The 22,150-nt window shown below is 66.0% G+C and carries 18 protein-coding genes; 8 read left to right on the plus strand and 10 right to left on the minus strand.

Annotated elements, in window-relative coordinates; all coding sequences use genetic code 11:
• Positions 1–7: 7 nt before the first annotated feature.
• Positions 8–361 carry a DUF1236 domain-containing protein gene (locus tag LPJ38_RS15475; protein ID WP_145637030.1) on the minus strand — a complete coding sequence of 118 codons (354 nt, stop codon included), beginning with the start codon at positions 359–361 and terminating at the stop codon, positions 8–10.
• 224 nt (positions 362–585) lie between these two features.
• Here LPJ38_RS15475 and LPJ38_RS15480 point away from each other — a divergent pair, with 224 nt between their 5' ends.
• The 3 genes from LPJ38_RS15480 (at position 586) to LPJ38_RS15490 (ending at position 5,823) form a co-directional block, all read left to right on the plus strand.
• The gene (locus LPJ38_RS15480) at positions 586–741 is read left to right on the plus strand and encodes a DUF3096 domain-containing protein (RefSeq protein WP_008562090.1); all 156 of its coding nucleotides are present in this window, start codon (positions 586–588) and stop codon (positions 739–741) included.
• Positions 742–839: 98 nt separating this feature from the next.
• Positions 840–3,779: a pyruvate, phosphate dikinase gene (gene ppdK / locus LPJ38_RS15485; protein ID WP_167520539.1), complete on the plus strand. Its 2,940-nt coding sequence runs from the start codon at positions 840–842 to the stop codon at positions 3,777–3,779.
• Between the two features lie 598 nt (positions 3,780–4,377).
• On the plus strand, positions 4,378–5,823 hold the full coding sequence (locus LPJ38_RS15490; RefSeq protein WP_167520540.1) for a cell wall hydrolase: 1,446 nt from the start codon (positions 4,378–4,380) through the stop codon (positions 5,821–5,823).
• 130 nt (positions 5,824–5,953) lie between these two features.
• Here LPJ38_RS15490 and nadC read toward each other — a convergent pair whose 3' ends face one another.
• The 3 genes from nadC to nadA all read right to left on the minus strand — a co-directional run bounded on the left by nadC (position 5,954) and on the right by nadA (position 9,748).
• On the minus strand, positions 5,954–6,832 hold the full coding sequence (nadC, locus tag LPJ38_RS15495) for a carboxylating nicotinate-nucleotide diphosphorylase (protein WP_145637039.1): 879 nt from the start codon (positions 6,830–6,832) through the stop codon (positions 5,954–5,956).
• Between the two features lie 11 nt (positions 6,833–6,843).
• Positions 6,844–8,451 carry an L-aspartate oxidase gene (locus LPJ38_RS15500; protein WP_167520541.1) on the minus strand — a complete coding sequence of 536 codons (1,608 nt, stop codon included), beginning with the start codon at positions 8,449–8,451 and terminating at the stop codon, positions 6,844–6,846.
• Between the two features lie 190 nt (positions 8,452–8,641).
• A complete protein-coding gene (nadA, locus tag LPJ38_RS15505; protein WP_145637045.1) occupies positions 8,642–9,748 on the minus strand; it encodes a quinolinate synthase NadA in 1,107 nt (368 codons plus the stop codon).
• Positions 9,749–10,082: 334 nt separating this feature from the next.
• Between nadA and LPJ38_RS15510 the strand changes: the two genes are divergently transcribed.
• The 5 genes from LPJ38_RS15510 (at position 10,083) to LPJ38_RS15530 (ending at position 15,402) form a co-directional block, all read left to right on the plus strand.
• The gene (locus LPJ38_RS15510; protein ID WP_145637048.1) at positions 10,083–11,336 is read left to right on the plus strand and encodes an MFS transporter; all 1,254 of its coding nucleotides are present in this window, start codon (positions 10,083–10,085) and stop codon (positions 11,334–11,336) included.
• Positions 11,337–11,378: 42 nt separating this feature from the next.
• A complete protein-coding gene (gene acuI / locus LPJ38_RS15515) occupies positions 11,379–12,365 on the plus strand; it encodes an acrylyl-CoA reductase (NADPH) (RefSeq protein ID WP_145637051.1) in 987 nt (328 codons plus the stop codon).
• Between the two features lie 115 nt (positions 12,366–12,480).
• Positions 12,481–13,080: a hypothetical protein gene (locus LPJ38_RS15520; RefSeq protein ID WP_145637054.1), complete on the plus strand. Its 600-nt coding sequence runs from the start codon at positions 12,481–12,483 to the stop codon at positions 13,078–13,080.
• A gap of 163 nt (positions 13,081–13,243) precedes the next feature.
• Positions 13,244–13,480 carry a DUF6894 family protein gene (locus LPJ38_RS15525; protein WP_145637235.1) on the plus strand — a complete coding sequence of 79 codons (237 nt, stop codon included), beginning with the start codon at positions 13,244–13,246 and terminating at the stop codon, positions 13,478–13,480.
• A 233-nt stretch (positions 13,481–13,713) separates the two neighbouring features.
• The gene (locus LPJ38_RS15530; RefSeq protein WP_167520542.1) at positions 13,714–15,402 is read left to right on the plus strand and encodes a methyl-accepting chemotaxis protein; all 1,689 of its coding nucleotides are present in this window, start codon (positions 13,714–13,716) and stop codon (positions 15,400–15,402) included.
• Positions 15,403–15,406: 4 nt separating this feature from the next.
• Here LPJ38_RS15530 and LPJ38_RS15535 read toward each other — a convergent pair whose 3' ends face one another.
• The 6 genes from LPJ38_RS15535 to ygfZ form a co-directional block, all read right to left on the minus strand.
• Entirely contained in the window at positions 15,407–18,106 is a 2,700-nt protein-coding gene (locus LPJ38_RS15535; RefSeq protein WP_145637059.1) for a DUF2339 domain-containing protein, read from the minus strand.
• A 46-nt stretch (positions 18,107–18,152) separates the two neighbouring features.
• Positions 18,153–19,121, minus strand: coding sequence for an NUDIX hydrolase (locus LPJ38_RS15540; RefSeq protein WP_145637062.1), 969 nt, complete (start codon positions 19,119–19,121; stop codon positions 18,153–18,155).
• Positions 19,122–19,284: 163 nt separating this feature from the next.
• Entirely contained in the window at positions 19,285–19,791 is a 507-nt protein-coding gene (locus tag LPJ38_RS15545; protein ID WP_145637065.1) for a tyrosine phosphatase family protein, read from the minus strand.
• 145 nt (positions 19,792–19,936) lie between these two features.
• Entirely contained in the window at positions 19,937–20,551 is a 615-nt protein-coding gene (locus LPJ38_RS15550; RefSeq protein ID WP_145637069.1) for a YfbR-like 5'-deoxynucleotidase, read from the minus strand.
• Positions 20,548–21,174 (minus strand): DNA-3-methyladenine glycosylase I, encoded by a 627-nt coding sequence (locus LPJ38_RS15555; RefSeq protein ID WP_145637072.1) that lies wholly within the window; start codon positions 21,172–21,174, stop codon positions 20,548–20,550. The genes LPJ38_RS15550 and LPJ38_RS15555 overlap by 4 nt, the downstream gene beginning before the upstream one ends.
• Entirely contained in the window at positions 21,171–22,052 is an 882-nt protein-coding gene (gene ygfZ, locus LPJ38_RS15560; RefSeq protein ID WP_145637075.1) for a CAF17-like 4Fe-4S cluster assembly/insertion protein YgfZ, read from the minus strand. Before ygfZ ends, LPJ38_RS15555 begins: the two co-directional genes overlap by 4 nt.
• Positions 22,053–22,150: the final 98 nt, after the last annotated feature.

Consider the following 22,150-nt stretch of genomic DNA (forward strand, 5'->3'; position numbering starts at 1 on the left):
GTTTCTCTCAGTCGATCACCTCGACGATGCGGCGTGAGCGCGGCTCGACCAGCACGGTCTCGCCGTTCACGACGGTGTAGCGATAGGTGGTGGCGCCGAAACGTTGCGGCACGTCATAATAGGTGACGCCGGCCTCGGGTAAGGTGGCGCCGACCACCACGCGATCCGGGACACGGAAGGCCGGCACACGTTGTTCGACGACATAATCGCGGAAGGCCGGCCGCTGATCGGCCGCAATGGTCGGCTCACTGTCGACCACGGCGGGCGCGCGTCCGACGGTCACACCGCTTTGCGCCTGCGCCGCAAGAGGCGAGCCGATCGCGGCCGCGAGCGCTGCAAGAGCAAGAATCCTGTTCCGCATGGACAACTCCTTCGACGTGATTTTTCGGATGCGCCAATGGCGCGATCGCTTGCCAATGCATGCACCCTTGGCAATGTTCCGGGAAAAGCCCTGCCGCATCAGCGGCAATTTCGGGCAGTTTCGTGGGCGCCGGGAACCCGCGTTGGCGTCACGCGTCTCTACTCGCGGAACCGGGGCCGCTATGATCCGCCCGCGAATCGTCCACCTCCACAGAAAGATAATTCATGCACATCACCGTCGCCCACATTTCGCCGATCCTGTCGTTGATTGCGGGCGTGCTCATCCTGATCATGCCGCGGCTGCTCAATCTGATCGTCGCGATCTTCCTCATCGTGAACGGCGCGATCGGGCTCGGGCTCCTGAAGTGGCTCCGCTTCTAGGCGGTTTCACTTTTCGGAACTGTCCGTCTTGCGCGGGCCCGCCCAAAATGGTGTAAGGCCCGCGATTTCCCATTCCTCTCGCAGGTTGTGTGCAAGCTATGGCCAAAGCCGCCTCGAAGCCGAAGAAAATCCCAGCGAAAATGCCAGTGAAATCAAAGTCCTCGGCCTCCGCGAAAGCCGCGCCGGCGGCGCGCAAGGCGCTGGCCAAGAGCGCGCCGAAGCCGATCGCCAAGCCCGCTGCAAAGCCCGCAGCCAAGCCGGCGGCGAAGGCCGTGACCAAGGCGGCTGCGCCGAAGGTCGCTGCGAAGCCTGCGCCGAAGAAGGCTGCGCCCGCCAAGGCGGCGCCGGCAGCAGTCAAGGCCGGCAAATGGGTCTACACGTTCGGCGACGGCAAGGCCGAGGGCCGCTCGGAAATGCGCGACCTGCTCGGCGGCAAGGGCGCCAACCTCGCCGAGATGGCCAATCTCGGTCTGCCCGTGCCTCCCGGCTTCACCATCCCGACCTCGGTCTGCACTTACTTCTACGCACACGACAAGTCCTACCCCAAGGAGTTGCAGTCGCAGGTCGAGAAGGCGCTGGACCATGTCGGCAAGTTGACCGGCAAGGTGTTCGGCGACACCACGAACCCGCTGCTGGTCTCCGTGCGTTCCGGCGCGCGTGCTTCGATGCCGGGCATGATGGACACCGTGCTCAACCTCGGCCTCAACGACCAGACCGTGGAAGCGCTGGCCGAATTGTCGGGCGACCGCCGCTTCGCCTATGACAGCTATCGCCGCTTCATCACCATGTATTCCGACGTGGTGCTCGGCTTCGAGCATCATCACTTCGAGGAGATCCTCGACACCTTCAAGGACAGCCAGGGCTATACGCTCGACACCGACCTGTCGGCCGACGACTGGGTCGAGCTGGTCGGCAAGTACAAGGACGCGGTCGCGCGCGAGATCGGCAAGGAATTCCCGCAGGATCCGTACGACCAGCTGTGGGGCGCGATCGGCGCGGTGTTTTCATCCTGGATGAACGCGCGCGCGGTGACCTACCGCAAGCTGCACGACATTCCGGAATCCTGGGGCACCGCGGTCAACGTGCAGGCCATGGTGTTCGGCAACATGGGCGAGACCTCGGCGACCGGCGTTGCCTTCACCCGCAATCCCTCGACTGGCGAGAGCAAGCTCTACGGCGAGTTCCTGATCAACGCGCAAGGCGAGGACGTGGTGGCGGGCATCCGCACGCCGCAGGACATCACCGAGGATGCGCGCAAGGAGTCGGGCTCCGACAAGGCGTCGATGGAATCGGCAATGCCGGAGGCCTTCAAGGAGCTGACGCGGATCTACACGCAGCTCGAGAAGCACTACCGCGACATGCAGGACATGGAGTTCACCGTCGAGCGCGGCAAGCTCTGGATGCTGCAGACCCGCGGCGGCAAGCGCACCGCCAAGGCTGCGCTCCGCATCGCGGTCGAGCTCGCCAATGAAGGCCTGATCTCGAAGAAGGAAGCGGTCACGCGGATCGACCCGGCCTCGCTCGATCAGCTGCTGCATCCGACCATCGATCCCAATGCCAAGCGCGACGTGATCGCAACCGGCCTGCCGGCTTCGCCGGGTGCCGCCTCCGGCGAGATCGTGTTCTCCTCGGACGAAGCGGCCAAGCTCCAGGGCGACGGACGCAAGGTCATTCTGGTCCGCATCGAGACCAGCCCGGAAGACATCCACGGCATGCATGCCGCTGAGGGCATCCTGACCACGCGCGGCGGCATGACCTCGCACGCGGCGGTGGTCGCGCGCGGCATGGGCAAGCCCTGCGTCTCCGGCTGCGGCACCATCCGCGTCGATTACGGCCGCGGCACCATGAGCATCGGCTCGCGCACCTTCAAGACCGGCGACGTCATCACGATCGACGGCTCGCTCGGCCAGGTGCTGGCTGGTCGCATGCCCATGATCGAGCCGGAGCTGTCCGGCGAGTTCGGCACGCTGATGACCTGGGCCGACCAGGTCCGCAAGATCGGCGTCCGCGTCAACGGCGACACGCCCGATGATGCGCGCACCGCGATCAAGTTCGGCGCGGAAGGCATCGGCCTCTGCCGCACCGAGCACATGTTCTTCGAGGAGACCCGCATCCGCACGGTGCGCGAGATGATCCTCTCGGAAGACGAGCAGTCGCGCCGTGCCGCGCTCGCCAAGCTGTTGCCGATGCAGCGCGCCGATTTCGTCGAGCTGTTCGAGATCATGAAGGGTCTGCCCGTCACGATCCGGCTTCTGGATCCTCCGCTGCATGAATTCCTGCCGCACACCCATGCCGAGGTCGAGGAAGTGGCGCGCGCCATGAACACCGACCCGCGGCGTCTCGCCGACCGTGCGCGCGAGCTCTCGGAGTTCAATCCGATGCTCGGCTTCCGCGGCTGCCGCATCGCGATCGCATATCCCGAGATCGCAGAGATGCAGGCGCGTGCGATCTTCGAGGCTGCGGTCGAGGCGCAGAAGCGCACCGGCAAGGCCGTCGGCCTCGAGGTGATGGTGCCGCTGATCGCGACCAAGGCGGAGCTCGACCTCGTCAAGGCGCGGATCGATGCCACCGCGCAAGCGGTGATGCGCGACACCAACACCAAGCTCGCCTATCAGGTCGGCACCATGATCGAGCTGCCGCGCGCCTGCCTGCTCGCGGCCGAGATCGCGCAGTCCGCCGAGTTCTTCTCGTTCGGCACCAACGACCTGACGCAGACCACCTACGGCATCAGCCGCGACGACGCGGCGAGCTTCCTCGGTCCGTACGTCGCGAAGGGTATCCTCCAGGTCGATCCGTTCATCGCACTCGACCAGGAAGGCGTCGGCGAACTCGTCAAGATCGGCGTCGCGCGCGGCCGCAAGACGCGGCCGCAGCTCAAGGTCGGCATCTGCGGTGAGCACGGCGGCGATCCGGCTTCGGTTGCCTTCTGCCACCAGATCGGCCTCGACTACGTCTCGTGCTCGCCCTACCGCGTGCCGATCGCCCGTCTCGCCGCCGCCCAGGCCGCGCTCGGCAAGGCCGTCGCGAGCCAGGCGTAAGACGCGTTGAAATGTTGAATGCGAAGAGGCGGGGCCAAGCCCCGCCTCTTTTGTTTTGCGCAACGCTCTCACCACCTGTCATTGCGAGGAGCCCTTGCGACGAAGCAATCCAGAATCCCTCCGCAGAGGCAGTCTGGATTGCTTCGTCGCTCCGCTCCTCGCAATGACGAGGGCGTGGCACGCGCTCGCCAGTGTCGTCGCCCGGCTTGACCGGGCGACCCAGTACTCCGAGACAGAAGTGATTTACTCGAGAGGCAGCGGCGTACTGGATGCCCCGCCTTCGCGGAGCATGACAGCTGTGGTGCGGAGGCATCTTGTGAAGCGCTAAACAGCGGAACCCCCGTCGTCCCGTAATGATACGCGTGCGCAAGAGTTCCTTCACCATTCGCGTTGACCGATTGTTTACCGCTTCACGTAAGCGCGCATTCAGCAACACGCGCGATCTCCCGTGAAAACACCTGTGTTCGCTTGAGTGTGCCGTGCGCGCAACGCGGATTAACGCCCCGGCAACCTAAATTGGATACTTACGATAAAGATCGAATTGCACGGATGTACTGACGTTCGGTCCTTCTGGCGTAAGCGTAGCGTGAGCGTAACGATGTCAGTGTTGCGTAACCATCCGAAGGGCGCGCGGTTCGCGTCCTTCGGCATCGGTCTCTGCATCTTCGCATTGATGCCGAGAGAGATCGGCTATCAGGACATTGCCTCGCTGTTGGCACGTCAACCCGGCGTCGCCGAGCGGTGGCAGAAGCAGGTCTTTTCCGCCGCGTCCTCCATTCAGCTGGCAACTTACAGCTTCTCCCGGCCCATTGGCACTTCCGTTCCGCAGAGCGCGATGGTTCGCCTCGCGAGCATCGATGGCCGCGACGTCACCGGCGCGATCAGCCGCAATCCGGCGCTGCAGGCGCCGCCGCGCTACCAGGCCGCCGATTTTCCCAAGGTCGACCGTTCGCTGAAGGGCGACCGCCTCGCGATCGCAACTCCGACCACGTCTCCCGACACGGCTGCGCCGTCAGCGCCCGCGCAGGAAGATCCCGCGACGTCGAACATTTCAGTGTTCGGTGCCAAGACGGCCGCCTTGCCGCAACCGATGTCGCCGGAAACCGCAGCCGCGCTCGATCCCGAGCTCCAGGAAGCGCTCCGCGCGCCGCCGCTGCCGCAATACACCAATACGCCGCAGGCGAGCGACGCTGCGCGCGCGCTCGCGGTACAGCCGCTGGAAGCGCTGAAGCGGGTTGCTGCGCCGGCCGCGCCCGCGCGCGATCCCTTCAGCGTCAAGACGTCGAATCTTTTCTTCGGCAGCTCGTCGCTCGGCGGCAGTCTCGAAAGCATCGAAAGCTGGCAGCCCGGGGCCGAGCCGCTGATCGTGACGCCTGATCCCGACATGAAGGTGACGGCCTCGCTATCGCCGCCGACGGCAGAGATTGCCAAGGACATCGAGAGCGGCGAAAGCGTCGCGCCGAAGGGCGAGGTCAACGCCGACAACCAACGCACCAAATCGCCGGCGGAGCGGCTCGCGCTCGACGACAAGTCGCGCGCCAAGTCCGAGAAGTGTCTTGCCGAAGCCGTTTACTTCGAGGCCCGCGGCGAAGCCGTGCGCGGCCAGATCGCGGTGGCGCAAGTGGTGATGAACCGCGTCTTCTCCGGCAAATATCCCGACACCGTGTGCGGCGCGGTCTACCAGAACAAGCACCGGCACCTGGCCTGCCAGTTCACCTTCGCCTGCGACAACAACACCGACGTGATCCGCGAGCCCGAGATGTGGGAGCGCGCCAAGAAGATTTCGAAGGCCATGCTCGACGGTCAGATCTGGCTGCCCGAGGTCGGCAAGTCCACGCATTATCATGCCTATTGGGTGCGCCCGTCCTGGGTCGCCGAGATGAAGAAGATGTACAAGACCGGCGTGCACACCTTCTACCGCCCGCGCAAATGGGGCGACGGCAGCGAGGCGCCGGCCTGGGGGACGCCCGCACAGACCGCGGCGCTCTCCGCCGAACTCGCGCAGGAAGCCAAGAGTTCCGCCGAGATGGGCGAGCGGCGATAGCTGGGCGTCAAGGTCTCCATTGCGTCATGGCCGGGCTTGTCCCGGCCATCCACGTTCTTAGGTCCGTGCGGCAAGGCCGTGGATGCCCGGGACAAGCCCGGGCATGACGATCTCGTGCAGGTCGCCCCGCTCACGCTTCGATATCCAGCGCGCAGTCGAAATTCGGCGCCGAATGCGTCAGCGCACCGGCCGAGGCGTAGTCGACACCCGTCGCCGCAATGGCTGCGATCGAATCCAGCGTGACGCCGCCGGATGCCTCCAGCTCGAGCCGGCCTTCGTTGAGCCTCACGGCCTCACGCAGCGTGGCGAGGTCCATGTTGTCGAGCAGCACGGCGTCGGCCATTCCGGTGGTCAGCACCTCGCGCAGCTGCGCCAGCGTGTCCACCTCGATCTCGATCTTGACAAGATGGCCGGCATGGGCGCGAGCGCGCTCCAGCACCGGGCGGATGCCGCCGGCGACCGCGATGTGGTTGTCCTTGATCAGGATCGCATCGTCGAGGCCGAAGCGGTGATTGAAGCCGCCGCCGCAGCGCACGGCATATTTCTCCAGCGCGCGCAGGCCGGGGGTCGTCTTGCGCGTGCAACAAATGCGCATGTTCGTGCCTTCGGTGCGGGCGACATAGTCGGCCGTGAGCGTCGCGACGCCGGAGAGGCGCCCGACGAAGTTGAGCGCGGTCCGCTCCGCCGTGAGAATGGCGCGCGCGGGCCCTGAGATCGTCAGCACATGCTGCCCGCGGGCAACTCGTGCGGCGTCGCGGACATGCGCGCGCACCTCGATGTCGGAGGATAGCTTCTGCAGCGTTGCCAGCGCGAGCAGCAATCCCGCAATCACGCCGGACTGGCGTGCGACCAGGATCGCCTGCGCCGTCGTTGCTTCCGGAATCGTTGCCAGCGAGGTGACATCGCCGGCGCGTCCGAGATCCTCGTCGAGCGCGCGATGCACGGCTGCGTCAATCGCGAGCGGCGAGAGGAAGGCGTCGGGATAGAGCAGTGAGGTTGCGGTGATCATGGAGAACTCCCTCAGGCCAGCATGGGTTGCGCAATGCGCGGTGTTGAGCTATCGGCGAGGCCGTCCGCGACCTCGCGCATAGCGGCGAGCGTGGTCATCGTTCTCCGCGCCGGATCAGGGAGCTCAGCCGGGTGATCCGAGCGGAAGTGCGCGCCGCGGCTCTCGCGCCGGGTCCAGGCCGCGGCGGTCACGAGCAGCGCGGCCGTCGCCATGTTGCGCAGCGCGATGCTCGCAGCTTCGCGCTCGAGCGCGGCGAAGCTGCGCACAGCCTCTGCAAGCCCATCGGCCTCGCGGATCACGCCGACACGTCCACTCATCATCGCCCGGAGCCGTTTCACGGCCGCAGCATCCGGTACGGCGCCGTGCGACGTCACCAACGCCTCGGGTAGCCGCGCAGGCGAGGGAACGGCACAGCCGGCGATGTCCTCGGCAACGCGCGCAGCATAGACGACGGCCTCCAGCAGCGAATTGGACGCGAGCCGGTTGGCGCCATGCGCGCCGGTGCAGGACACTTCGCCGGCCGCCCACAGCCCGTCGATCGAGCTGCGGCCGCGCGCATCCACGGCAACGCCCCCCATGTGGTAATGCGCGGCCGGCGCGATCGGGATGGCCTGGCTGGCGGGATCGATGCCTGCCGCGATGCAGCTCGCATGAACGGTCGGAAATCTCTCGGCGAAGCGCGCGCCCAGCGCCTGGCGCGCATCGAGGAACGCGCCGCGCCCGGCCGCGATCTCGGCGAATACGCCGCGCGCGACGATGTCACGCGGTGCGAGCTCGGCGAGCGGATGGCGCGCGGTCATGAAGCGCTCGCCGCGGCCGTTGATCAGCGTGGCGCCTTCGCCGCGCAGTGCCTCCGTTGCGAGGGGCGCGGGATCACGCCCGGCCATGATGGCGGTGGGGTGGAACTGCACGAATTCGGGATCGGCGATCACGGCACCGGCGCGTGCGGCGATCGCAAGGCCGGAGCCGCCGGCCTCGCGCGGATTGGTGGTGATGGCGTAGAGATGCCCGAGGCCGCCAGTGGCGAGCACGATCGCGCGCGCGGCGAGGAGGATCGGCCGTGCCGAGGGATTGCTGGCATCGCGCAGCTGAAGACCGGTGACCGCGCCGTCCTCGGTGAACAACGCTTCGGCGGCGAGACCTTCGACGATGCGGATCGACGGCGTGCGGCGCACGGCCTCGCTCAGCGCGGCGATGATCGCAGCGCCCGCGCCGTCGCCGCGCACATGCACGATGCGGCGTGCCGAGTGTGCCGCCTCGCGCCCCGTGGCGAGCCTGCCTTCGAGATCGCGGTCGAACGGCACGCCATAGGCGAGCAGGTCATGAATGCAGGGAGCAGCCTCTCGCGCGATCCTCAGCGCGACCGCTTCGTCGACGAGGCCGCCGCCGACGGCAATGGTATCGGCGGCGTGTGCTTCCGGCGTATCGCCGTCGGCCATCGCCGCAGCGATGCCGCCTTGCGCCCAGGCAGAGGAGGCGCCCTGTCCGAGCGGCGCGGCCGATATCAGCGTCACCGGTCGCGGCGCAAGCTTCAGCGCGCAGAACAATCCGGCGAGGCCGGCACCGACGATGACGACGTGGTCGGTGCCGGGGGTGAGGTTGTTGATGTTGTTTGTCATGACGTTTCCTCTTGCTCCACCGTCGTCCCCGCGAAGGCGGGGACCCATAACCCCAGGGAGTAGTTTCGACGCGAGCTTGTCACCACGAGTCATCGCCAAATATCTGCCTGTGGTTATGGGTCCCGGATCTTCGCTCCGCTTCGCTGCGCTTGTCCGGGACGACAGCTGTGGTCGTTGCTGCGCTTCGTACTCAGTTCCTCAGATTGATCATCCGCTCGACCGATCGCCTTGCACGCGCCGCAAGTGCGGGGTCGATCGTCACCTCCTCGCGGAGCGTCAACAGGCTCTCCAGGATGTTCGCGAGCGTGATGCGCTTCATGTGCGGGCAGAGATTGCAGGGGCGCAGCATCTCCACATCGGGCAGCTCGGCACGCACATTGTCGGCCATCGAGCATTCCGTGATCATCACCAGCCGCCGCGGCCGCTTGTTGCGGACCCAGCTGATCATGTGCGCGGTCGAGCCGGTGAAGTCGGCTTCCGCCAGCACGTCCGGCGGACATTCGGGATGCGCGATGATCTGCACCGAAGGATCGGCTTCGCGAAGGCCGCGCAGCTCATCGCCGGTGAAGCGCTCATGCACCTCGCAGGCGCCCTTCCAGGCAATGATCTTCACGTCGGTCTTGGACGCGACGTAAGTTGCGAGATAGCGGTCGGGCAGGAAGATCACGCTGGGCGCGTTCAGGCTCTCGACCACCTGCACCGCGTTCGACGAGGTGCAGCAGATGTCGACCTCGGCCTTCACCTCCGCCGAGGTGTTGACGTAGGCGACGACAGGCACGCGGGGAAATTTCTCGCGGAGCAGGCGCACGTCGGCGCCGGTGATGCTGGCGGCGAGGGAGCAGCCGGCGCGCGAATCCGGGATCAGCACGGTCTTGCCCGGGTTGAGCAGCTTCGCGGTCTCCGCCATGAAGTGCACACCGCACTGCACGATGATGTCGGCCTTCACCTTGGTGGCTTCGACCGCGAGCTGGAGCGAGTCGCCGCCGATGTCGGCAACGCAGTGAAAGATCTCCGGCGCCTGGTAATTGTGCGCGAGGATCACGGCGTTCCGCGCATGCTTCAGCTCGTTGATGGCCTTGATCGTCGGTGCCATCAGCGGCCATTCGATCGGCGGGATCACGTGCTTCACGCGTTCGTAGAGGGATGCCGTGGCGCGCTCGACTTCGGGTGTCCATTCCAGCGCGGGCATCGGCAGGGCGAGTCCAGGCCGGGCGGGCGCGGTGCTAGGGCGGCTGATGGTTTGGCCGTGCGGCCGTTCGGCGAAATCGTCGGGGCCGTAGATTGCGGTAATGGGCATCGGAGCCTCCCTTGCATGTAATATACTCAATATGAGTATATGTAGAGCCTGAGTAATCCGGCCAAGAGGCCGGACCAGAATGTCATTGAGACTCTTATATGCTCAGTATGAGTAAAACAAAAATAACACGCTTTCCGAAGATGCGCTAGGTGGAGGCGCACACATTCCCGTCAAGTCGGCGGGCCCGCCTCGGACCGGACGCAGGAAACGCAATGCTCCCACGGCAGCCCTTCGTGGAATGCAATCGTTTTCGACTTGGGATTTTCATGCAGATGCATTAAACGGCTTGCAAGCGGCTGCTGATTTGCGAATCCGACGACAGACGAGGAACACCATGTCGACACAGGTAGGCGAGCTCAGGCAGGCCTCACGTGCCTCCAACTGGCGCACCCCGGCCGTCATCATCCTCTGCGGCTGTGCGATCGGCATGCTCGGCTTCGGCCCGCGCTCGGCGCTGGGCTTCTTCGTGCAGCCGATGAGCCATGAGTTCGCCTGGGGCCGCGACGTGTTCGGTCTTGCGATCGCCGTGCAGAACCTGTTGTGGGGTCTGGGCCAGCCCGTCGCGGGCGCGGTTGCCGATCGTTTCGGCTTGTTCCGCGTGATGTGTGTCGGTGCTCTCCTATATGCCGGCGGCCTGATCCTGATGCGCTACTCCTCGACACCGCTATCACTCGACATCGGCGCCGGCGTCATGATCGGCTTCGGTCTCGCCGGCTGCTCGTTCAACCTGGTGCTGTCGGCATTCAGCAAGCTCCTGCCGCCGGAGAAGCGTGGCCTCGCCCTCGGTGCCGGCACTGCGGCGGGATCGTTCGGCCAGTTCCTGTTTGCGCCGATCGGCGTCGCGCTGATCGACAATTTCGGCTGGCAGCAGGCGCTCTCCGTCTTCGGCTTCCTGATGCTGCTGATCATTCCGCTGTCGCTGGCACTGTCGACGCCGCCGGTCGCAGCACCGACCGACACGGCGCCTGCCGACGAGCAGACCATCACGAAGGCGCTCGCCGAAGCCTTCGGCCACCGCTCCTACGTGCTCCTGGTGCTCGGCTTTTTCACCTGCGGCTTTCAGCTCGCTTTCGTCACCGTGCATCTGCCGGCCTTCCTGGTCGATAACGGCATCACGGCGCAAACCGGCGGCTGGGTAATCGCGGCGATCGGCCTATTCAACATCGTGGGCTCGCTCAGCGTCGGCTACCTCCAGAATTCGCTGCCCAAGCGCTACATCCTCTCCACCATCTACTTCACCCGCGCGCTCGCGACGCTCGCCTTCATCTCGTTCCCGATCACGCCGTTCTCGGCGATCGCATTCGGTGCGGTCTCGGGGCTGACCTGGTTGTCGACAGTGCCGCCGACCTCGGCGCTGGTCGCGCTGATGTTCGGCACGCGCTGGCTCGCCACGCTCTATGGCTTTGCCTTCGTCAGCCATCAGATCGGCGGCTTCCTCGGCGTCTGGCTGGGCGGCATCGTGTTCGAACGTTTCGGTTCCTACACGCCGATCTGGTGGCTCTCGATCTTGTTCGGTGTGCTCTCCGCGCTGATCAATCTTCCGATCGTGGAGAAACCGGTTCAGCGAGCGGTTGCGCAGCCTGCCTGATCGGCTAAACATCCCCGACAAACAAAGTCAGGGAGTTCAGTCGTGGGCACATTCAAAGCGATCCGGATCGACAAGGCGGACAAGGGCACCACCGCGCAGCTGACGCAGTTCGACGAGGCCGAACTGATGGACGGCGACGTCACCATCCGCGTGGAATGGTCGACGCTGAACTACAAGGACGGCCTTGCGCTCACAGGCAAGGCGCCGGTAGTGCGCCGCTTCCCGATGATCGCGGGCATCGATTTCGCCGGCACGGTCGAAGCGTCCTCGCACCCGCATTGGAAGGCGGGCGACAAGGTGGTCTGCACCGGCTGGGGCATGGGCGAGACCCATCTCGGCGCTTATGCCGAGAAGGCGCGGGTGAAGGGCGATTGGCTGGTCGCTCTGCCGCAGGGCCTGTCGGCGCGCGACGCCATGGCGATCGGTACCGCCGGCTTCACCGCGATGCTCTCGGTGCTGGCGCTGGAGAAACACGGTATCTCGCCGAAGAGCGGCCCGGTCGTGGTGACGGGCGCCGCCGGCGGCGTCGGCTCGGTTGCGACCGCGGTGCTGTCGAAGCTCGGCTACCACGTCATCGCCTCGACCGGCCGCCCCGCGGAGGCCGACTACCTGAAGCACCTGGGCGCGGCCGAGGTGATCGACCGCAACGAATTGTCGGCGCCGGCAAAGCCCCTGGCCAAGGAGCGCTGGGCGGGTGGCGTCGACAGCGTCGGCTCGACCACGCTCGCCAATCTCCTGTCGATGACGAAATACGGTGGAGCGATCGCGGCCTGCGGCCTTGCGGCCGGCATGGACCTGCCGTCATCGGTCGCACCGTTCATTTTGCGCGGAGTGTGCCTTCTCGGCATCGATTCGGTTATGTGCCCGATCGAGCCGCGGAAAGCCGCCTGGCAGCGTCTGGCGTCCGATCTGGATCGGACGAAACTAACTGAAATCACTAAGGAAATTTCGCTGTCCGAGGCGCCCGACTGGGGCGCAAAAATCCTGGCCGGCGAAGTCCGCGGCCGCATCGTGGTAAAAATTGTCTGACGGCGTTCAGACTTTACCAACCAAGCTGCTCCAATGTTGCCTTGGTTAGTATGGTAAGCAGCGGGTAAAGGAAAATAAGGCATCGCCCGCTGCTGGGGTCGGTTCGGAGTTGAGCATGCTTGCGCGTATTGTGTTGGGGGCTGTCACGGCGACGGCGATGTTTGCGCCGGCCATTGCTGGAAGCATGAATGCCGACGAGGCGCGCCGCTTCGTCGCCGGCAAGGTGTTCGCCTTCACCTGTTTCGACGGCACACGTGGTGCAGGCCGCATCCTCGACGACCTCGGCGCCGCCGGTGCCGTGCAGTTCTCGGGTGCCGGCCCGGTCAAGCATCTCCGCCTGCCCGGCAACACGCTCCAGATCCGCGGCCAGAACGTCTGCGCCTCGATCAAGGGAATTCCGTTCGAGCCCTGTTTCAACCTGGAAAAGACCGATGATCGCAGCTTCCGCGGCTCGGTCTCGGGCATGGGCTTTGCCTATTGCGACTTCCACCATCAGGGCGGCAATCAGATGCTGATGGCGCGCGCCGCCGCGCGTCCGCGCTCGCTGCGCGCATCGGAGCGCACTGGATCGATCGCTGCACCCCACACCGAAGTTGCCGCGCGGGTTGAGACGCCGCGCGTCGAGAGTGGTCGTCTGGAGCCGGTGAAGTCCGAAGCCAAATCGGAACCCGCGAAGACCGAGGCCCCGTTGGAGCTCCGCCGCTCGACGCAGTGAGTTGGCTGCGGGACTCTCCATACACTCGTTTTCGTTGAAAGCATCGATCGGGCACGAAGCTGCCGCGCCGTAGTCATACGGGCGGCGGCTTTCATGCGTTGGTAGCTGTTCGCGTCACAGTTTGCGAACGGCCGGGGACGCGGCCCTATGCAAGGGTTCAATGATGTCGCTTTACTTCTTCCGCATCAGCACCGGCCGCTATTCCGGCGCCGCCGATCAGCCCTACGAGTTCGAGGACCGCGCAGCGGCGTGGACCGAAATGACCGAGGTCTGCGCCAATCTGCTCGGCAGCATCGCCCGCGGCCTGAAGCCGAACGGCGAGTGGCGCATGGAGCTGCTCGACGAAAACAAGAAGCCGGTCTTTTGTATCAGCCTCGTCGGAGAGGTTGTGAGCCGGTAGACCAAAATTCGCCTTCGCCGCTGGAGCAGCAAGGGCGGGAACGACGTCCAAGGGCCGTTCAGTCGTCCCGTAGTTTTACGTAGGAGCATGTTAACGACTGCTTGCGACAATGCGGCGCAATCTTACGGGATAAGAACCAGCCAGCATTGTTGAACTGACCCCGCCCGGTCGTCCGTCGTGACGCCTGAGGCGCGGGTGACGTGCGCGTTGCCGGTATCATCGGGATTTGTGTGATGTCGAAGTTGTCGATCGTTTTCAAGCTGCTGACCGTGCTGTCGATCCTCGTGCTCTCGCTCGCCGGTGTCGGCGTGATGGCGATCGGCACGATGCAGAACATCAACGCCCACACCATTGAGATCGCGGAGAGCTGGCTGCCGAGCGTGCGGGCTCTCGGCTCGATGCGCGCTGACATCAACGAGCTGCGCGTCGCGCTGCGCCTGCACCTGATGCAGGACACCGCCGAAGGCAAGGAGGCCGCCGAGAAGCGGCTCGCAGGCCTGCGCGAGCGCATCGAGAAGACTCGCAAGGTCTACGAACCGCTGATCAACGCCGCAGAGGAGCGCTCACTCTACGAGCAATGGACCAAGGCGTGGGCCGAGTATCTGAATGGTGTGCAGGACGTCATGGCGCTGTCGCGCAAGAGCGTCGGGCGCTTCCCGACCGACGCCAACGAGATGTTGCAGACCAAGGTGGCGAAGATGGCCCAGGCGGCCGATCCGCTGCTTCAGAGAGGCATCGAGCTCAACAACAAGGGCGCCGAACTGGAGACGAAGCAGGCGGCTGACAGCTACGCCTTGATCTTCCGCGTGCTCGTGGGCGTCATCATCGCGGCCGTCCTGATCGCGATCGGCGCGGCCTATTATCTCGTGCGCGACGTCTCTCGCGGCATTGCCTCGATCATCCGTCCGATGCAATCGCTCGGCGAAGGCGACCTATCGGCCGAGGTGCCGCATCGCGGCGAGAACACCGAGATCGGCGCGATGGCCGATGCGCTCCAGATCTTCAAGGAGGCGCTGATCGCCAAGAAGGCCGCCGACGAGGCGGCCAGGCTCGACGCCGAGGCCAAGATCGAGCGCGGCCGCCGCGTCGATGCCATCACCCGCAAGTTCGAAGCCATGATCGGCGAGGTCGTCGGCACCGTCTCTTCGGCATCGACCGAGCTCGAGGCATCCGCATCGACGCTGACCAATACGGCGCAGCGCGGTCAGGAGCTTGCGACCGTCGTCGCAGCGGCCTCCGAGGAAGCCTCCACCAACGTCCAGGCCGTGGCCTCCGCCTCGGAGGAACTGTCCTCCTCCATCACCGAGATCAGCCGCCGCGTTCAGGACTCGGCGCGGATGGCCGCGGAAGCCGTCGAGCAGGCGGCGCGCACCAACGAGCGCGTCAACGCCTTGTCGCAGGCGGCCTCGCGCATCGGCGACGTCGTCGAGCTCATCAACACCATCGCGGGCCAGACCAACCTGCTGGCGCTGAACGCGACCATCGAGGCGGCGCGCGCGGGCGAAGCCGGCCGCGGCTTCGCGGTCGTCGCGTCCGAGGTCAAGGCGCTGGCGGAGCAGACCGCGAAAGCGACCGGCGAGATCGGCGCGCAGGTGTCGGGCATCCAATCCGCCACCCAGGAATCGGTCAGCGCCATCCAGGAGATCGGCGGCACCATCGAGCGGCTGTCCGAAGTGTCCGCGGCGATTGCCGCCGCCGTCGAGGAGCAGGGCGCGGCGACGCAGGAGATTTCTCGCAACGTGCAGCAGGCCTCAGTCGGCACGCAGGAGGTCTCGGCGAACATCACCGACGTGCAGCGCGGTGCGATCGAGACCGGTGAGGCCTCGGTCGAAGTGCTGTCAGCGGCGAAGTCGCTCGCGACCGACAGCACCCGCCTGAAGGTCGAGGTCGCGCAGTTCCTGGAATCGGTGCGCGCGGCCTGATCCTTCAGCTGCTCGCCTGCGGAGCCGGCGGCGGTGCGATCTGCCGCCGGAACAGGATGCGCTGGTAGAGCCAGCCGATCGCCACCAGCACGACGCCGAGGCACATGAACGACAGCGCGCGATAGACGCCTGTCAGCGTCGACATGTCGATGACGAAGGCCTTCAGGATCGTCAGCGCGATGACCGCGGCGGAGGCGAGCCGCGCCCGCTCCGAATTGACGAGGATGCCGACGCCGAGCAGCACCACGCCGAAGGCGAGCCAGCCGATCGAATAGGTGTATTGCTCCGCGCCCGTGGTGCCGCCGTAGAGCAGGACCGGGCCGTGATAGAAGCGTCGGATCTCCAGGGTCACATAGCTGAGTGCGAACACCAGTGCGCCACCTGCGATCGTGTTGGCGTAGGCGACGGAGCGATGTCCCGCCACTGCATAGGACAGCAGCAGCATCAGCACGGCCGGCAGGGCATAGCCGAGCAGCAGCAGGTTGAACACGAGACCGCCGACGTCGACGCCGGAGAACAGCAACGGGTTCTCCAGGATCAGGAGGCCGAACACGCTGATGACGCCGGCGATCGCCGTGAGCGCGATTGCGCCGACATTGTGCACGAGGCTGCCGCTGCGCAGCCGCAGCCGTTCCAGCCCGATCGCCATCGCCAGCGTGGTGCAGACCTGCAGCGCGAATTCGAGCAGCGAGGGGGCCGCAGTCATGCGGCCGCCGGTGGCAAAGTGGCGGATTTCCATGAAGGCGAGCAGCGCGGTGAACAGAATGGCCGCGGCCTCGACCATGCGCAGCGGCGCGTCGTCGGCGCGGCGGCGCAGGAAGATGCTCGCACCCCAGAACGATGCGGCGGGTAGGCCGTAGCCCCAGAGCAGCCAGTTGAAGATCGGCGTGGTGCCGACGGCATCGCCGACGATACGCGGATCATAAGCGATGCGTGCGGTGACGATCGCGGCGAAGATCGCCGCGAGCCAGCGCAGGAACGGGATCGGCCGCTGCATCGAGATCCAGGCCGTGCCGAGCGACATCAGCGCGAGCGCGATGGTGAGCCAGCCCTTCTCCAGCGCGAAGGTCAGCGCCAGCGCCAGTGCGCCGAGCGTGCCGGTCGCGAACAGCGCAATGGATGTGGCAAGCCCCGGTCGATCCTCGCGGCGCGAGAGGGCTTCGGTCGCAGCACCGAAGCCGGTAGCGAGCAGCACGGCGAGGATCGCAAACGGGATCGAGCGGTCGAGATGGGCAATGCGTGCGTAGAGCGCAACCAGGATCGCGATCGGGGTTGCGACCGCTGCCGCCGACCACACCACCGGAATGACGGCCGAGTTCGACCGGCCCTGCGCCAGGAAGCCGGCAATGCCGAAGCCGGCAGCGAAGATCGCGGCCGTCAGCAGATGCAGCGTCACGGAGCCATCGATCGCCGTCGGCCCGACACCGGCAATCGGGCCGCTCGGCAGCACCAGCATGTCGGGATTGGCGCGCACCGCCCATTCGGCGAACACGATGAAGACGGTTGCGCCCGCCGCGCCCAGCGCACCGGTCGCGGCCGGCGCGCGCCAGGCGACGAACAGTGTTCCGGCGACCAGCAGCGCGAAGGCGATCAGCGCCAGATCGGCATGTGCGCTCGACAGCACGATCAGCATCGCACCGAACAGATAGGCGCCGAGCGAGCTCGATGACACCGGCTCGATCTCGCCGTCCTCGATCGTCGGTCCGAACATGAAGCCGCAAACGACGAGCAGCGCGGCCAGCACGAAGCCGGCGATCACATGGAAAGCATGCGGCGCGACCTGAAGGTGGCCGGTATCGAGGCCGGGGAAGGTCCAGAGCACGGCGAACGCGATCGTGGTCACGGCGAGCCAGCGCCATAGACGGATGCGGGCGAGGCCGAAGCTCGCGGCGGTGACGACGGCGAGATAGATATAGAGCGCCCAATAGTCCGGCTTGCCGCTGGAGACGAGGATCGGCGTCACGAAGGCACCGACGACGCCGAGGCCCGCGAGCGCCGGGCCGTGCAGGAGTGCGGCGGCGAGTGTCCCCATGGCGACGATGCCGAGCAGCACGAAGGCCGTGGCAGGCACCAGGAAGCCGTAGAGCGCATAGGCGGCATAGATGGTGGCGAACGCCACTGCCGTTCCGGCCGCGGTGAGGATCGCGGGGATGTTGGCGATCGGCAGCGCCTCGATGGTCGAGATGCTTTCCTTGCGGCGCGTCCATTCGCCGGCGCCCAGCAGCGCCAGCGCGAACAGGCCGCCCAGGAACACGCGCACGCCGGGGCCGAGCAGGCCGGCCTCGATCGAATAGCGCACCATGAAGAAGCCGCCGAGCGCGAGCGTAAGCCCGCCGATCCACACCACCCAGCGCGTGCCGAGCCGCTCCTCGAAGCCGGGGGCGGGCGCGGGCAGTGGCGGCGGCGGTGCGGCCTCAGGGGTCGTCTCAAGCGGCGGCTCAGCAGCGTCGGTGATGGACGGGGCCAGCGCAAGCTCCGCGTCGGGCGCTAGCGGCGGCGGCTCTGCCTGCGTTGGTGCGGGCGTCTCTGCCTGCACCCACGCAGGCACGGGCGGCGGCTGCACCGGCCGCTGCGCGTATACCATTTCTTCGAGCGAGCTCAGCCGCCGCCGCAGCTCGGCCGCCTGGCTCGAGGCCTTGATCGCGATGAAGAAGGCGGCGATCGCGATGATCAACGCGAAGACGTCAAACGGGCCGTCGAACATGAAGCCTCCAGGCGACCGGCGGGCAGGGCGGCCGCGAAATCCTTGTCTAGCGCCGGGAGCGCACGCCCAAGCCCGGCGCGGGCCGCTCCTGAAGCACGTCGCGGCGAAAGCGATAGAGTGCTGCCGGGCGTCCGCCGGTCTGTGTCGACATCACTCCGGTCGGTTCGACCAGGGCTTCCGTTTCGACGAGGCGGCGGAAATTCTGTTTGTGCAGGTGCCGGCCGGAGATGGCCTCCACCGTATGCTGCAATTCGGTGAGTGTGAATTCGGCGGCCAAAAGTTCAAACACCACAGGGCGATACTTCAGTTTTGCCCGCAGCCGCGCGATCGCCGTGGCGAGAATCCGGCGGTGGTCGAACCGCATCGAGGTCCCGAGCGCGGGAAGTGCCTTGCGCGCTAATGCCGCAGGGCGGCCGTCGCGCCGTGCCTCCTCGATCAGCCCTGCCTCGTACAGGAGCTCGTAGCGGTCGAGCACGCGCTCCTCGTCCCAGGGCGCACCATCGAGACCGAAATAGAACCGCACGCGATCCTTCCGCGGCAGCGCGCGCGTCGTCTCCGGCGTCTCCTCCTCGGCCCACCTCGTCAGCGCCGGAATGATATCGCGGGCGATGATGTCCGGCGGCTGCTCGCGCCAGTCCTCCCAGGGGAAGAAGCGGTACCATGGCTCGAAGCTGGCGCTGGTCGCTGCGAGCTCGCCACCGGAAGCACGCGTCAACGCGAGATAGCCGATCGAGACCATATGCGCGCCGGTGTCGCCGGCCTCGGCATGACGGCCGCGATCGCCGAACGTGTAGAGCTGTTCGACATAGCCGAGACGCAGGCCGGTCTGCTCCTCGACCCAGGCGCGCAGGCCGATCTCGAAGGTGCGGTGGGCGAGCGCATCGAACGGGCCGAACGGCAGGCCGGCAAGCCCGTCACCGCCGCGAGCGGTGAGGATCAGCGGCTCGTGGTCCTCGATCGCGACGATCGCGGCGGTGAGGCCGATTTCGATCGGCGTCAGCAGCGTCTCGCTCATGCGATGATCGCAAGTGGTGCCACAAACTCGTCATGCCCGGGCTTGTCCCGGGCATCCACGTGCTTCTGGCAGCGACGAAGGTCGTGGATGGCCGGGACTAGCCCGGCCATGACGGTGCGGAGACATCCGGGCACGAACGCGCGAGCGATGTAGCCCCCTGCCGTCATTCGAGCTCGATCACGAAGGGGCGGCCCTCGACCATCATCGCGCCCGGGCCCATCTCGTCGAGCGCGCGCAGCATCCGGCCGTTGCGTCCCAATGCGCGATCGGCGAGGCCGACGATGCGCCGGTTCGGCGAGGCGATCGGCGAGGCCGCGCGGATCTTCCTGGCGATCTCGATTTCGTCACGGTTCGGATTGAGCGCGCACACCGCTGCAAACGCGCTCGCGGTGGAGCGGCTGATGCCGGCGTAGCAATGCACCACCAGCGGCGCTGAGCGGTCCCAGCCGCGCACGAAGTTCAGCACCTGCTCGATATGCGTCTCCGACGGCGCGACAAAGCCGTCCATCTCCTCGGTGATGTCGTCCATCGACACCTTGAGATGGTTGGCCGGCAGCACCGACACCGGCCGCGCCACCTGCTCGACATTGGCCATCACGGTCAGCACGTGGCTGGCCTTGGTGAGGCGGACGGTTTCGGGAAGCGCGGCGAGGGAACAGACGTGGATCATGGCGTACCTTTTGCCGCGGATTATAGCGAGCGATCGTAGGGTGGGCAAAGCGAAGCGTGCCCACCACTTTCGTCGCAACTGGGAAAAGTCGGTGGACGGTGCAAGAGCGCGTTTGCCCACCCTACGAGGCAACGAAGGAATGATGCTACGCGAACACCGCGTCGAACCGCTCCAGAAACTGCTTCTCGGCCCGCGCCGCGGTCCAGGGCGTGAGGTAGTCGCGCCGGACGCTGTCGGCGAGGCCGGGATCCTTGCCGAACAGGCGCCGCGCCTCGCTCTCGCTGAAGCCGGCAAGCTCGGTCGCTTCCAGATAGGCCGCGCCGCGATCGGCGGCCTTGATGGCCTGCGTGATTTCCTCCGGCAGCTCCGGCGGCAGGCCGAAGCGAATGTGGATGGCGCCGAGCAGGCGCTTCTCGACTGCCTTGTAATGGCCGTCGAGCACCGCCTTGAACGGCGAGATCATGTCGCCGATCACATATTCGGGTGCATCGTGCAGCAGTGCCGCAAGCCGCATGCGCTGATCGACGCCTGGCATTTCGTGCCGCATCACGGTCTCCACGAGGAGCGTGTGCTGCGCAACCGAGAAGATATGCGCGCCCGTCGTCTGCCCGTTCCAGCGCGCGACGCGCGCCAAGCCATGTGCGATGTCGGCGATCTCGATATCGAGCGGCGAGGGATCGAGCAGGTCGAGCCGCCGGCCGGACAGCATGCGCTGCCAGGCGCGGGACTGCGCATCGCGCGCGGTCTTCTTCGCCGTCATTTGGACTTGAGACGCGGCTTGCGCTGCGTCTTGCCGCAGCTCGCGTGGCAATGGCAGTCGACAAGATGGTCGTTGACCATGCCGGTCGCCTGCATGAAGGCATAGACGATGGTCGGGCCGACGAACTTGAAGCCGCGCGAGGACAGCTCCTTGGAGATCTGCACGGACAGCGGCGTCGAGGCCGGCACGCTCGCGGTGGTCTTGAAGTGGTTGACCTTGGGCTTTCCGTCCATGAAGTCCCACAGCAGCTTCGAGAAGCCGGGCCCCTTCTCCATGATGTCGAGATACGATTTCGCGCTCAAGATCGTGCCGTCGATCTTGGCCTTGTTGCGCACGATGCCGGCATCGTTCATCAGCGCATGAATCTTCTTCTCGTTGTAGCGCGCGATCTTCTCCGGCTGGAAATCGTCAAAGGCTTTGCGGAAATTGTCGCGCTTGCGCAGGATCGTGATCCAGGACAGGCCGGCCTGGAAACCGTCGAGGATCAGCTTCTCATAGAGCGCGCGGTCGTCATATTCCGGCACGCCCCATTCGGTGTCGTGATAGGCGACATAGAGCGGATCTTCGCCGGGCCAGGGGCAACGCGTCTTTCCGTCGGGATGCAGGCGAGGGGCGCGGCTCATGCGATGGGTTGCTTGGTTGGAATGCGCACGCTCTCGGGTTCCGCGAGCGTCAGTTCGAGGCCGCCGGCGGTGAGCGGCTGGCCGGCGTCGAGGGCGTCCGCAACGCGGTCGATGCGCACCAGCGCGATGCCTTTGCCGCCGGCGGTCGAGCCGATGGTGCCGACTTGCTTGTCGCCGGCGAGAATGGCGGCGCCGGCCTCGGGCGCGGGACCGTCGAGCAACACTTTCACACTGCGGGTGCGCGCGGTGCCGCGATGCTGCATGCGCGAGACGACCTCCTGGCCGACATAGCAGCCTTTGTCGAAATCGACGCCGGCAAGCCGGTCCATGTTGGTCTCGTGCGGGAACGCATCGCTGTACATGAAGTCCAGCCCGCCGCGCGGAACGCCGAGCGCGATGCGGTGGGACTCGTACTCGGTGGGCTCGACGAGCTCTGCGCCGATCAGATCGGACAGCTTCTGCTTGAGATCTTCGGGGATCAGGATGCGAAAGCCGAGGCCTTCATTGCGCGGATCGGCAAAGGCAAGGTCCGGCTGCGCCGCGAGTGGGCCACCCCAGGCGGCGAGCACGCCGAGATTGTCGGACAGGTTTTCCACCGTGACCTTGGCGCGCAGCTTGTAGAATTTCAGCTTGGTCGCGAATATTTCCGCCAACGCTTTCGGGCAGTCGATCAGGAACCCGCCGCCATGGCCGGCGGGGACCTCCGTGATCAGGAAATCCACGACGATCTTGCCCTGAGGCGTCAGCAGCGCGCCAAATCGCCCCAGGCCCGGCTTGAGCCTGTCGAGGTCGGTCGTGATGAGGCCGTTGAGGAAGTTGCGCGCATCCTCGCCCGCGACCTTGACCACACCCCGGTCGGGAAGAAACGCTGATTTCATGCGAAAATCTCTTGCGACATGTTGCTCCGGAACGTAAGCCCGCAAGGCAAAAACGACAAGACCTCGAGCCCTGCGCTTGGGGATGAGAGAGGCCCTTT

Source organism: Bradyrhizobium daqingense (assembly GCF_021044685.1).
Taxonomy (GTDB): Bacteria; Pseudomonadota; Alphaproteobacteria; order Rhizobiales; family Xanthobacteraceae; genus Bradyrhizobium; species Bradyrhizobium daqingense.

Coding starts and splice junctions, on each gene's coding strand:
- nadC (WP_145637039.1), bottom strand. CDS start 6,832: ATGATCACCGCAACCTCACTGCTCTATCCCGACGCCTTCCTCTCGCCG.
- LPJ38_RS15475 (WP_145637030.1), bottom strand. CDS start 361: ATGCGGAACAGGATTCTTGCTCTTGCAGCGCTCGCGGCCGCGATCGGC.
- LPJ38_RS15545 (WP_145637065.1), bottom strand. CDS start 19,791: ATGATCCACGTCTGTTCCCTCGCCGCGCTTCCCGAAACCGTCCGCCTC.
- nadA (WP_145637045.1), bottom strand. CDS start 9,748: ATGCCCATTACCGCAATCTACGGCCCCGACGATTTCGCCGAACGGCCG.
- LPJ38_RS15500 (WP_167520541.1), bottom strand. CDS start 8,451: ATGACAAACAACATCAACAACCTCACCCCCGGCACCGACCACGTCGTC.
- LPJ38_RS15550 (WP_145637069.1), bottom strand. CDS start 20,551: ATGACGGCGAAGAAGACCGCGCGCGATGCGCAGTCCCGCGCCTGGCAG.
- LPJ38_RS15525 (WP_145637235.1), top strand. CDS start 13,244: ATGTCGCTTTACTTCTTCCGCATCAGCACCGGCCGCTATTCCGGCGCC.
- LPJ38_RS15480 (WP_008562090.1), top strand. CDS start 586: ATGCACATCACCGTCGCCCACATTTCGCCGATCCTGTCGTTGATTGCG.
- LPJ38_RS15540 (WP_145637062.1), bottom strand. CDS start 19,121: ATGAGCGAGACGCTGCTGACGCCGATCGAAATCGGCCTCACCGCCGCG.
- ppdK (WP_167520539.1), top strand. CDS start 840: ATGGCCAAAGCCGCCTCGAAGCCGAAGAAAATCCCAGCGAAAATGCCA.
- LPJ38_RS15490 (WP_167520540.1), top strand. CDS start 4,378: ATGTCAGTGTTGCGTAACCATCCGAAGGGCGCGCGGTTCGCGTCCTTC.
- LPJ38_RS15535 (WP_145637059.1), bottom strand. CDS start 18,106: ATGTTCGACGGCCCGTTTGACGTCTTCGCGTTGATCATCGCGATCGCC.
- LPJ38_RS15530 (WP_167520542.1), top strand. CDS start 13,714: ATGTCGAAGTTGTCGATCGTTTTCAAGCTGCTGACCGTGCTGTCGATC.
- ygfZ (WP_145637075.1), bottom strand. CDS start 22,052: ATGAAATCAGCGTTTCTTCCCGACCGGGGTGTGGTCAAGGTCGCGGGC.
- LPJ38_RS15555 (WP_145637072.1), bottom strand. CDS start 21,174: ATGAGCCGCGCCCCTCGCCTGCATCCCGACGGAAAGACGCGTTGCCCC.
- LPJ38_RS15510 (WP_145637048.1), top strand. CDS start 10,083: ATGTCGACACAGGTAGGCGAGCTCAGGCAGGCCTCACGTGCCTCCAAC.
- LPJ38_RS15520 (WP_145637054.1), top strand. CDS start 12,481: ATGCTTGCGCGTATTGTGTTGGGGGCTGTCACGGCGACGGCGATGTTT.